The following is an 11,763-nucleotide window of genomic DNA, read 5'->3' on the forward strand; positions in this document are numbered from 1 at the left end:
AAGGGGGGGTTAGGGGGGGTTCAAACCTCTGATTCAAACGAATACCTCCAACTTTGGCACAACACCGAAACCCAAGTCAGACAAACAATAGACCAAAAATTATCAACAATTAACAACATCATCGAACCAAAAATTCCTTGGCTGCTTTCCCAAATATTGCCACCAGCCACACCCATATTTATTGCTAACAGTATGCCCGTCCGAGATGTCGAGTTTTTCTGGAAGCCCAACAACTTACAAATAAAACCTTTTGTCAATCGCGGCGCCAACGGCATAGACGGCACACTGTCAACAGCTTTAGGAGTAGCCCACCGCAATCAAAGCAGTATTTTGTTAACAGGCGATTTAACACTTTTGCACGATACAAACGGTTTTTTAATTAAAAATAAATTTGTCGGTCATCTGACAATTGTTTTAATTAATAACAACGGCGGCGGAATTTTTGAAATGCTGCCAGTTGCCAAATTTGACCCGCCCTTTGAAGAGTTTTTTGCCACGCCGCAGCATATCAATTTTGCTCAATTGTGTGCAACTTACGGCGTGGAACACGAGATAATCGACGATTGGGAACTGTTAAAACAAAAATTGTTTTTGCTGCCAAATAGCGGCATTCGCGTCTTAGAATTGCCAACAAACAGGCGCTCCGATGCTAAATGGCGGCAAGACAATCTAGGTAAATTTGCTGCGGACTAAGATCGGCCGCCGACTGGAAGTCGGGGCTACACATACGAAGTCCGCCTCCGCGGACTGAAAGAAAAGCGTACAAGGAGTATTTAAACTGCTGGTTGAGCTAGCAGCGCATCTAATTGTCCTTCTGCGTCGAGTTTGTGAATGTCATCGCAGCCGCCTACGTGCTGGTTGTTAATAAAGATTTGGGGCACGCTGCGCTTGCCGTTAGAGCGATCGGCCATGGCATTTCTAGCAGCTTCGTCGCCGTCAATTTTGTATTCCGTGTAATTGACGCCTTTCCACCACAGCAAGGTTTTTGCCCGAATACAGTACGGACAGGTTTGCCAAGTATAAATTTCAACATTGGCTTTGATGCGATCGGGCTTGCGGCCCAAAATGGGATTCAGAAAATCAAGCATTTTCGGTAGAGGGGTAAAAATTGAACTGGTTGAGAGATTAAATCATTTTAGCGAAACGCCATCAATCCCGCGTTATAGCAAAGGTTGGGCTGGGATGCAATTACCGCCACACCTGTAGCGCTGTGATTCGCGTCACACATTTACTCTACTCCGATCGCTTGCTTTCACCCAAAATTATCACCTGCGGAACCTCCTTAATATCACTGATCTTTTGAGGAAACCAAGGGATTATGAATATATCGAATTCAACCGCACTGCCATGAACGCTTTACAACTCCTCCCCGGCGCTATCTCTGAAATCCTCGCTTCTGTAACCGACACAGGCGTTTTGACTTTAGCCGATCGCTACGGTTTGATGGCCGCCACCTTGGACGAGTCGCTGAATGACGAAGATAGAGGCTGTGTCAACCGCCTGCTGCGGGCAGTAATCAGAGGCCGGGTGAAAATGGTCAACGAACTTTCAGCGTAACGACGATTTGCAGTTTTGTGCTGATGGTAAGGTGAGTCAGCGGTAGATAAAGATGGCGAAATTGGTTGGCAGCCGATCGCCCGCCGGAGTCCCAGAGACTTGATATAACGGCAACTTGAATTCGATTTAAAAGTTTTCTCCTCCAACAAAACAACGGTTTTTTCGATGTGCAGCCTGTTACGGGCTGCTTTTTGTTGGACGGCTAATAGGGGATTTCCGTAGGGAAACGGCATTATTTTTGGCAAATTGTGTTATGAAATTAAGCAGGAAATTTTAGAATTAGCAGCTCAGTAAAAGTTATAGCAACCGCCACAGCGGTTAGGACATTCAGGAACTCATGAATAGAGGCGCCAACCCTCTACCATCAAAGATTTGATACTTGTACCATGTAACTGTCAACTGTCAACTGTCAACTGTCAACTGTCAACTGTCAACTGTCAACTGCTATAACTATGCTCCAAATTTCCCCAACACTAACTGAACTTCAGGAAATTGCTTCACAACTTCCCGAACAAATTCCTTATCTCAAAATGCTAATTCTCTTTGGTTCTCGTGCCAGAGGTGATACTCACCCAAAAAGTGATTGGGATTTTGCGGCACTTTACGATGAAAAACTGAGGGAAGAATACTGTCAAGACCGGGGATTTTCTTGGTTTGAAGTTCCAGGGATTTTGGGTCAAGTCTTTGGAATCAATAGTGACGAGATTGATGTTGTGGAATTGAATCGCTGTTCATCGCTAATTGCTCATTTCGTGGCGCGAGATGGAATTTTACTCTACGAAACAGAATCATGTCAATTTGAAGCTTTTAAACAACAATGTTTGATGACTGATGCAGAATTAGAATTGCTACGCCAGGATCTGCGACAAAAAATCGAGGTTGCGTTGCAAAGGAGGGGAGTATGAAGGAGATTGAGCCTGCGATCGTCCTAGCTAAGCTGGATTTTATGACAGACTATCTAGAAAGTTTAAGTTCTTTTGAGTCGATTACTTTAGAAGAATATCTCAAAGATCGGGGAAAGCAGTTAATTGTAGAACGATTGTTGCAACTCATTATTCAAGTTGCAATTGATGTCAATAGATATTTGCTCAAGCGATTAGAAGTCCAGCAACCGAATAGCAACTTTGATGTTTTTATAGAAGTTAGCAACTGTGGCATTATAACAGCCGAGTTAGCTAATATTCTATCTCAATCCGGTGTTTTGCGTAACCGCCTGGTACATCTGTATGACGCAATCGATCCTGTGAAAGTGCATCAAGCGATTGATATTGTATTGCAGAAATACCCTATTTATCAACGGCAAATAACTACTTATCTAGATTCTCTTCGAGACAAATGAACAACTGTTTTTTTGTGAAAGCAGCCTTTAAAGGCTGCTTTTGTTTGTGACTATTTTGCTAGGTAAACGGCATTGCCGTGTCCTCTAATCGCGGATTTCGAGGTTGTACAGGCGGCAGAGGGCGATCAGTTTTTGTTGGAATCGATCGCGCACTTTCTGGGGCGAGACAATGACGCAATCTTCCCAATACCGCGATACCTCTCGCATCAGCCAAAAAGGATTAGAGACATTCCGCACGACTTGACGGATGTCTCCCACAACTTCATTGCTGATATCTCTTGCCCTCGGATCGTAGGCTTTGACCATGCCGCGATAAAAGTGCAAGTACACTTTTAAATAATCTAAGCCTTCATCGCGCCAGTTTCCGTCCGTTTTGACGATCGACTGAATGCGATCGAACCGCAGACAGCGATTGTGGATCAGTTCGGGATAATCGGGATTTTTGATGTCATCAGTCTCTTCGCACCAAATTTCTAGGTAAAACCGCTTTTCCTCAAAGGAAATCTCGGCATAGCGCGCTGTATATGCCAAATCCTCTCCTTTAGGATTGCGGTACAGAACCAGAAAGGGTTGTCCGTCGTTGATGTATTCTTCGGCTTGAATGCGCCACGCTGCGGTGGGTTGAATGGCTTGTTGGAGGAGGGACTGGCGCAGAGGGGCTGCCAGGTTTCCTCGACCGATCAGAAGTTGTGAGACCGATCGGGCTTGCTCAACATAGCCTGAGTCGATCAGCAGCCTGATGGCTTGTTGTAAGGCTGCGACTTCGCTGGAATTGAGGGTGAATGGTTCACCTACATCAAGTCGGTGTTGGGCGATCGCGACCAGTAACCCAGATACACTGGGGGATTTGCCCCAGAAGATGCCGAGGCGAAGGGCGATCGACTCTAGCTGCTCTTTGGTTTCCGGCGGGACTGAAAGGGTGAGTGCTTCTTTTTTTCGCGACATTTCTATAAATATACTTGCACTTATAAAAATACGTGCTATATTGATTTTATTGTAAATAGTAATTCCCTGCAAACCCAGAAAGTACAATCATTGCACTTGCAGAAGTTGTTGGCAACTCAAAAACTTGCCCCAAGTAAGAAATTTTACATGAGGAATCGATCGTGTCAAACCAGCGCCGACTGTTGAACCGTCCTCCCAAAACCTTAGAGGAAAAGTATTTTAGCGAAATTCGACCCCAGCTTTACGAACGTCACGCAGCCCATCACCAGTACGGCGTCAGGGAAGGGACAACCCTTGCAGAACATCTCGACTCCGCCTGTCAGTTCATGTTGACAGTCAGTCGCATCGGCGGAGTGCCTGAACACAAACGACCTGTACTGCTAGCAGCAACGGCCGTTCACGACCTCAATAAACTTGATTTATCGGGACAAAAACGCAATGTACAAACTCTGGCTAGAAATCGGGAATTTTTGCAAGAACAGTTAGAAAAAGCTTGCGTACTCAGCTTTGTTGTCACGGAAAGTGACTTTGAATTAGCCAGAAAGCTGATAGAAAGACACTCAGGGCACAATCGCAGCGATGCGGCGATATTTTTACCCGAAGATCCGGCGATCGATCGCTGGGCCGCAATGCTAACAGGGGCGGATTTATTCGATTTAGGAATTCCCGAATCCGAACGTTTTCGGAAAGTTCAAACAGAATTAACCGTTGCCTTTAATCGCCCCAGTAAACTGTTTCGAGTGCGCGTATCTGAAGACAGAGGCTACCTCACAGCTTTGTTGCTGGGGGCTTGCGAAGAAATTTTGCAAAAACACGGGTTGACTCCTTTAGCAATTTTCCCAGATGGAGAACTGTTTGAAGGAGAAAGTTTACCCGCAGTTGATTTGACAACAGAGATAGCTGCTTGTTGGCAAGAGAAAATTGATGGAGTTTTTGGCAATAATATCGAACGTTTGGTACGGGCTACCAAAGATGGGATTAAAATTGCTCAATCAGCCATCCAGCAAAATATTGAGGAAGTGCTGCTGAACGTCCAGGCTTTATTGGAAAAGAAAAAAGCAGGATTCAAGGCAGATAAAATCAATAAAGATATTGCCAAGTGGGGCGATACTGCGGGTGCAGATGCCGTACAAAACGCAGCAGCCATTGGTTTGCTGGCTGTTGGCAGTGCAGAAGAATTTGCGATCGCCGAAGGATTGAAAGCTGCTTATCTCAGCTATCGAGAAGCAGGAATTAACCCGAAAGAAGTTTGGGATAAAATTGCTAACCATGTTGGTATTTCAGAACAGCAAAGAGCCGCAATTGAACCCTTTAACGGACAATACGGGCGACCTTTATTTGCAGCCAAAGCTGCTGAAAAAGGATTAGAAGGAATTCTAGAAGCACTGCGCGAATCTTTCCAACTCAGAAAAGAAAGCACGCAAAAACCAGAGGCATCGGAGGCTTCAGAAGAAATAATTGCCGCCGTTGCCAAAACTTTGAGTTTGCCGATTGCACTTCAATGGAACGGAATAGACGAACTGAATGCTTATGTAGAAGCAAATCCCCGCAAACGCTGTTCTCTGGGGTCTACTTTCAGCGAAACAGACGACTTAGTTTCTGGCAATATGCCCCCCGGTACAAAAGTTCAAGTTTTCTCAAATCGCTTACCGGGTGGAAGCAGCGCAGAACCAAAAAGGCAAGCAGACTCAATGGCTGCTTTAGCTTATCAGCTAATGGCGATCGGGGCAAACTTTCCGGCTGCTAATAAAAAAGACCCCATCTATTTGCACCTAGCATTACCGAAAGGTTCTTCTCCAGAATTACTCAGAATTTGGCGAGAACATTTAAAACAACTTGCCGCTACAAATGCGGATGGAGGTACTGTAACAGTTGACGAATTTAAGCTGTACAAAGACAATATTCTGGAATTCAAGCCTAACAAAGTTGTCGGAATTGCATTTCCCAAACGTCCAGAATTTATCCATGCAACTGTTACCGAAGCCTTGGTTTGGGGAGATGCTAATGCTTCTGTTGCGTTGCTAAAATCACTGCGACTAGCCTTAGAATTATCCTTATCCTTAGAGTTTGGCTTTCCCTTTACCCTCAGCGGCAACTTAGAAGTAGAAATATCATCAGATATTTACGGGCGAGTAGAGGGAATTCCGGCTGCACTGCAAACTTTGCTAGGAAGCGGACAATACAGCCGTCAAGAAGCCGAGGAAATTCTTAAGCGACTGCGCTGTATCGGTGAATTAGCGATCGCAGTTGCCAGCATTCAGAAAGCTGATGATTGTTTGTACGATTTAGCCCGTTCAGCCACACAACCTCTTGACCTTTATTACGTGCTGCTGCGCTGGACTTTGCGAGAACAAGATGAACCGAATCTGAGTGTAATTTGGAGTCGCATTCGCGAACCTTTGAATAGTTTACTGGAGAGTCTTATGCCCAATCAAAATGCACTTTTAACCCAATATCTCAAAGAAGCAGCAAAAATTGCAGCGGAATCTAACCTCAAGGGAAGTTCTTTCAAACGCACATCTTTAGCAGAACCATTCACTGATTTTACAGCAGCAGTGCGCTCTCAAAAGCCTTACATGGATTTAGAGTTTATGTTTGCCTCTCTAGTGCAGCAGTATCACACTCGCCTCAAACGAATTCGTGACTATGAGCCAGGAGCACCTAAATTTGAGCAGCTTAAGCAGTATTACAATGTCCTGCGAAAACTGTATGAAGAAATTTACCAAGCTCGCCCAGAGAAACTTCTCTCCGATAAAGACAAACTTGAAGCTGCATATTTGTTTTTCTGGCAAGAAGCATATCAGCAGCTTCCCAAAAGAAAGTCTGAAGATAACTCTGATGATTCAGTTGAAACCACCACATCTGTTTAACTAATTAGGAGATTACCATGTCAATTAACAAGCTTAATCCTGTTCTTGCTCCCGCTTACGAAAATTTTCCCAAAGGGCGAATTGTCAGTTTAATTGTTCTCAGGACAACTCATTCTGAAACTATTTTTCGCACCGAAGGTTCTGGCGAACCAATGTGCAGCGAATTTGTGCCTGCTGGTTTAGAAGATAAAAAAACAATCGTGCAGCGTTTGGTGATGACTAAGCGCAAACAGGTAGCACCAGAAAGGCGCAGGGGACGCGAATTCTTAAGAGCTCACGAACTTCTTTATACAAGCCCGAAAGAAGGTGCTCTTTGTTCGCTAAACACAAATGCACCTTGCGAAATGTGCGTGGATTGTTTTCTGTACGGTTTTGCTGCTGGAGGTGGCGGTGCTCAAAAAAGTCGAATTTGGACTGAAGATGCTTTTAGTATTTTGACTGCGGGTCAAGCTGTGGGCGATCGCACGATCAATGCTATCTTTGAAAATGGCACAATGCGCGACGCAAATGGCAAACCCTCAACCGCTTTAAATACCAGTGAATATATCAAACCTGGAGTCCATTTTATTGATGTCGTCACCCTCAAAGATGTCACGGCTGACGAGTTGCGTTATGCGATCGGCAATATTCTGTTAACAAGTCGCTACGGTGCTGTTTCCAGCCGCGTCGGACGGATGGAAAACCAGATATTAGGAGTCTTTGGGAGCATTGCCGAACTTCCTAGTTCTCTCGAATTGGTACAAGCTACCTATGATGCTTTGCCAAAGCCTTTAGAGCATCCTTTCGATACTGATGATTTGAGTGCAGCAATCAAACAAGTCATTGCAAATTGGACTAACAAACGGGGAGTTTCAATGCAGCTTTCGGAAGATGAATTAACAAGTTTAATTGCCGATGTAGACCATCATTGGTCTGAAACAGAACGCGATGAATTTCTGAAGCGATTGGATAAATCCTACCAGCCTTTCCGTCTGCCTCCTACCGAGAAAAAAGGCAAAGGTAAAAACAAAAAAACACCTGTAGAAACAGAGAGTTAATCTATGTCAACACTTCCGTTTCAAAAGGCAAAAATAGTCGAACTGTGGTGTGCAGAACCAGTCTTTTTTGCTTCTAGGGAGTTGTCTGATACCTATTACACTGAAGGTGCGATCGGGAACTATGCTCTTGCCTATGCTTTTGGCTGGGTACGTTCCCCCTATCGCCTTCAAGGTGAGGCAACAGGACGACCAACCTACAAAGAAGATTTAGAACCGATCGCACAAGCTTGTTATGTATTGCCAGCTTCGCCAATCAACGGCACAGTAACATTCAGATTTGAGCGGTTCAATGCACTTTCTGATGCTTATTGGTACGCGATGACTAACAACCGCGTCGCTACAGCCCGTGAAGATTTACCGATTCAAAGACAAGGGAAAAAACCCAGTTCATTTAGAGCCAGTAATTTTCCTCAAACCGGACGGTTGCGGATGATTGAACGCGGCAACAAGTTTCAGACTTTGGTGTTTGGAAATTGCGAATTACCCGATTATATTCGCGTGGGTAAATTCATGAGTAAAGTCAAGGTGAATGTTTTATCTGAACTTGAAATAGCTCTTTTGCCGATCGGCAATTATCAAAGTCAAGCTTATTTAAGTGTAGCCGATCTGCCGCCAAATTTAGAGCTGTTGTCATTCGATTTAATTTCGATGCCGCCAGCACCTCTGCTGAAAAACCTTTCCTTTCGAGGAGCAGCTTGGCAGATTGGTGAAACGATTGTTCCCGCCAATTTATATTTCTGTTGTGGAGGCAGACAAAATGGCTAATGAAAGATTAGTTACAAAGCTAGAACCTCGAAGTATTTCAGCTTGTGCATCGCTCCCGAAAGAATTAGGATTTATGAAGAATGCACTTCAGCATCAAGTTGATGTATTTGAACAGTCTCGGAATGCTGATATTGTTCTTAATTCGTCGCCAACAGGCACGGGAAAAACCGGGGCGGGAGCGACAGTATTACTGCACAATCCCACTCAAAGCGCTGTCTATATTGCGCCCACTAATGCGTTAGTAGAACAACAGCGGGAAGCTTTAGAAAAGTTTGTCCGCGCCGCAGGTTTGCGTCACGTTGTGAAATCTGCTTCTGCTAAAGAAGTTAGGGAATGGCCTAATGATAAAGTTGGAACTCGTCCGGGCGAGAAGCTGTACAATGTATTGCGGAATCCGGCTACAGTTTTCTCGGATGTCGGGGCTAATCAACCAATTATTTTGGTAACAAATCCTGATATTTTCTACTACGCGACTTTCTTTGCATACAATAAGCTCGATCGCACAAACATCGCCAGTGCTTTTTATCAAAAGTTTGGCACTGTCATTTTTGATGAATTTCATCTTTATGACGCCAAACAGTTGGTTAGTTTGCTGTTTTATCTGGCTTATTCTTACATTTTCGGCTTTTTTGAATACGGGCGGCGAGTAGTTTTGCTGACAGCAACACCAGAACCAGCTTGTGAGTTAGCACTGAAAAATTTAGAATTCAAGGGTGTCAAAATAGCCTGGATTAATGGAGAAACAGACAATTCTCATCTTTTACCATCGCAAACAGGAGTTAATCTGGAATTGCGATCGCAGCCTGAAAGAGACCAGTTTTTACTAGAATTAGCAGAGGAAGTAACTAAACGTTTTCAGGAGAATCCAAGTCAAAATGGTGCTGTGATTTTAGATGCTCTTGTTAACATTAACGATCTATACCACTTGCTAAAACAAAGAGGACTTGGTAATGCGATCGGTCGAATTACTGGCCCTGCACCCAAGGCAGACAGGAAACGGGCAATGCAATGCCCAATTATTCTAGCAACCAGCACCGTAGATGTCGGATTTAACTTTGAAAGAAAGCCTGTACCGACGCGGCAAAACTTGGATTGGTTGATTTTTTCCAGTCGCGATCGCTTCTCTTTTTGGCAGCGATTGGGACGAGTTGGACGGGTACTAGGTAAGTCTGAAACTAACATTGATTCAGAGGCGATCGGCTATTTACCAGAGAAGGCTTGGGAACAAGGTTTATCCACCCTAGATTGTACAGGAGGACGCGTCGCCCTCAAACAAATGCTTGACAGTATTGCCTGTCTTGACAAACCTTTTCTAGACGTTTATTGGCGTTCCGAAGCCTTTTTAGAAATTGCCCGTCCTCTGTTAGAACTCGAAGAAAAATTTGATAATTTACCCGGTAGCGAATTCATACCGCAACTTTTCAATACTCTCAAAGAAACACTTGGAGGAAATCGCGACTGGGACTATTACCGCTGCCGAATGCGAACTCTGCGCGGGGCAGAAGAGATTGTCAAAGTCTCTGCGAAAAAACTCACTCTCAAAAGCCAGTGGAAGTATATTAAGGGCGGTCAGGCTTTTGTCAAAAAGTTTTTAGAGGTTCATTATCCGTTTGAAGTTGAGGAACTAAAAGCAAAAAGAGCCAGCATAGAAGAATTTGAGACATTATTTCAAGAAGATGCTGATGCTGGTAAAGAATTAAAAGACTTTGCTGAGATTTGGAGTGCTAGCTATGCACCGCTTTTTCAATTTCGTTCCAGCTTGTTTGAAAGTCTTCCCATCCGCGACCCTCAAGGCTTATTGCTGGATGATTCTGAAGAAACAATTTTAGACCCTCTGCATCTTTTGCGTTATTACGAATTTGCTGAAGATGGCGAATTTGTGGTAGTAACAGCACGCGCTAAAGCGACCTATACATTGCATTTTAGGTTACGGTATAGTGACAGTCACCAAGATTTTATTAACAAAGAACTCAACAAGTTAACGGCTTTTCCAAATTGCCGGCTCGAACGACGAATCGGAGATGAACTCGCACCAACTCCTTTGCTGAAAGTGTTGGAAAAACATTTGCTACCAGGAGTAATAGTTTGCGGCATCAAAAATGCGGCGGCTATTTTCCAACTCCGAAAGCAAGGAATTGTCTCATATCCGATCGTAATTGCTTGTAATGATGTTGAGAAAGAATACAAGTTTTTACCCGGATTAGCAGGAATCTTAACTATGGCAATGAAAAGCAAACAGCTACGTCTTCCCGATGATGAACCTTTCATCATTTAGAAAATCAACAATCACCAACCATTAACAATCATGCCGCACAGCCTCATCCTCAACATCCTGCCCCTGGCCCCAATTCCCGCCGGATACCTCACCGGCAGACACCTCCACGCCCTCTTCCTCACCCTCGTGAGTTCCGTTGACAAACAACTCGGCGATCGCCTCCACGATGCCGCCGCAGATAAATCCTTCACTCTCAGCCCTTTGCAAACTAAAAAATGCCCTTTCAAAAAACACCATTTCCTGCAATGGGAACACACACAATCGATTCCCGAACACTCTCTCTGTTGGTGGCGAATTAGTCTGCTGGATGACTCTTTATTTGGCAAATTAACTCACCTTTGGCTGAATCTCAATCCATCCCGTCCGTGGCACCTTGGCCCGGCGGATTTGCTGATTACTAAGATTCTCGGAACACCTCAAGTAGATCAAGTTTGGGCGAATGCTTGTACTTACTCTCAGCTTTACGAACAAGCTTCGGAAACTAACCGCTTAATTGCCTTTAGTTTTGCGACTCCTACTACCTTTCGACAGGGCAAATTCGATTCGGTGATTCCTACTAGAGATTGCGTTTTTAATAGTCTTCTCAGTCGCTGGAATAAGTACAGCGGGATTGAGATTCCTAATTTGTCTTTGGATGCACTTTTTTCGAGTTTTGTTAATATTAAAAGCGAGAGAGTGACTAACTATGAAAGTAATTTTGTGGGGATGGTTGGGGAAGTTAGTTATCGGATTTTGGGAGATGTGGAGCCTTTGGTAATTAAGCAAATTAATGCTTTGGCTGATTTTGCTCTTTACTGCGGGGTGGGGAGGAAAACTCCGATGGGGATGGGAATGACTAGGCGGATAGTTGTTAATAAGAGTTCTTAAGTTGTTACGTCCGCTGAGGGTTTGAATCCCCCGTCTCATAGCAAAGTCCGCCGGGGGTTTAAACAAAGGCTAATTCCCCGATATGGGAATTCAAAAATAAGTTTAAAC

Annotated in this window: 11 protein-coding genes; 9 read left to right on the forward strand and 2 right to left on the reverse strand. The window is 44.2% G+C overall.

Annotated elements, in window-relative coordinates:
- A partial coding sequence (locus QT974_RS21905; RefSeq protein WP_333470531.1) for a thiamine pyrophosphate-dependent enzyme occupies positions 1–693 on the forward strand: 693 nt, incomplete at its 5' end.
- 80 nt (positions 694–773) lie between these two features.
- Here the strand turns inward: QT974_RS21905 and grxC are convergent.
- A complete protein-coding gene (gene grxC, locus QT974_RS21910) occupies positions 774–1,088 on the reverse strand; it encodes a glutaredoxin 3 (RefSeq protein WP_333470532.1) in 315 nt (104 codons plus the stop codon).
- A gap of 259 nt (positions 1,089–1,347) precedes the next feature.
- Between grxC and QT974_RS21915 the strand changes: the two genes are divergently transcribed.
- The 3 genes from QT974_RS21915 (at position 1,348) to hepT (ending at position 2,896) form a co-directional block, all read left to right on the forward strand.
- Positions 1,348–1,557, forward strand: coding sequence for a hypothetical protein (locus QT974_RS21915; RefSeq protein ID WP_333265766.1), 210 nt, complete (start codon positions 1,348–1,350; stop codon positions 1,555–1,557).
- 452 nt (positions 1,558–2,009) lie between these two features.
- Positions 2,010–2,462: a type VII toxin-antitoxin system MntA family adenylyltransferase antitoxin gene (gene mntA, locus QT974_RS21920; protein WP_333470533.1), complete on the forward strand. Its 453-nt coding sequence runs from the start codon at positions 2,010–2,012 to the stop codon at positions 2,460–2,462.
- A complete protein-coding gene (gene hepT / locus QT974_RS21925; RefSeq protein ID WP_333470534.1) occupies positions 2,459–2,896 on the forward strand; it encodes a type VII toxin-antitoxin system HepT family RNase toxin in 438 nt (145 codons plus the stop codon). Before mntA ends, hepT begins: the two co-directional genes overlap by 4 nt.
- Positions 2,897–2,980: 84 nt before the next feature.
- Here hepT and QT974_RS21930 read toward each other — a convergent pair whose 3' ends face one another.
- The gene (locus QT974_RS21930) at positions 2,981–3,841 is read right to left on the reverse strand and encodes a helix-turn-helix transcriptional regulator (protein WP_333470535.1); all 861 of its coding nucleotides are present in this window, start codon (positions 3,839–3,841) and stop codon (positions 2,981–2,983) included.
- A 161-nt stretch (positions 3,842–4,002) separates the two neighbouring features.
- Between QT974_RS21930 and QT974_RS21935 the strand changes: the two genes are divergently transcribed.
- From QT974_RS21935 to cas6, 5 genes are read left to right on the forward strand one after another with little or no spacing between them, the layout of a single operon-like run.
- Positions 4,003–6,711 (forward strand): CRISPR-associated protein Csc3, encoded by a 2,709-nt coding sequence (locus QT974_RS21935; protein WP_333470536.1) that lies wholly within the window; start codon positions 4,003–4,005, stop codon positions 6,709–6,711.
- Between the two features lie 17 nt (positions 6,712–6,728).
- On the forward strand, positions 6,729–7,748 hold the full coding sequence (cas7d, locus tag QT974_RS21940) for a type I-D CRISPR-associated protein Cas7/Csc2 (protein ID WP_333470537.1): 1,020 nt from the start codon (positions 6,729–6,731) through the stop codon (positions 7,746–7,748).
- 3 nt (positions 7,749–7,751) lie between these two features.
- Positions 7,752–8,513, forward strand: a complete 762-nt coding sequence (gene cas5d / locus QT974_RS21945; RefSeq protein WP_333470538.1) for a type I-D CRISPR-associated protein Cas5/Csc1 — start codon at positions 7,752–7,754, stop codon at positions 8,511–8,513.
- Positions 8,506–10,788 carry a type I-D CRISPR-associated helicase Cas3' gene (gene cas3 / locus QT974_RS21950; RefSeq protein ID WP_333470539.1) on the forward strand — a complete coding sequence of 761 codons (2,283 nt, stop codon included), beginning with the start codon at positions 8,506–8,508 and terminating at the stop codon, positions 10,786–10,788. The genes cas5d and cas3 overlap by 8 nt, the downstream gene beginning before the upstream one ends.
- 30 nt (positions 10,789–10,818) lie before the next feature.
- On the forward strand, positions 10,819–11,655 hold the full coding sequence (gene cas6 / locus QT974_RS21955) for a CRISPR-associated endoribonuclease Cas6 (protein ID WP_333470540.1): 837 nt from the start codon (positions 10,819–10,821) through the stop codon (positions 11,653–11,655).
- Positions 11,656–11,763: the final 108 nt, after the last annotated feature.

Origin of the sequence: Microcoleus sp. BM001215392, from assembly GCF_036700185.1 — a bacterium.
Lineage (GTDB): Bacteria > Cyanobacteriota > Cyanobacteriia > Cyanobacteriales > Microcoleaceae > Microcoleus.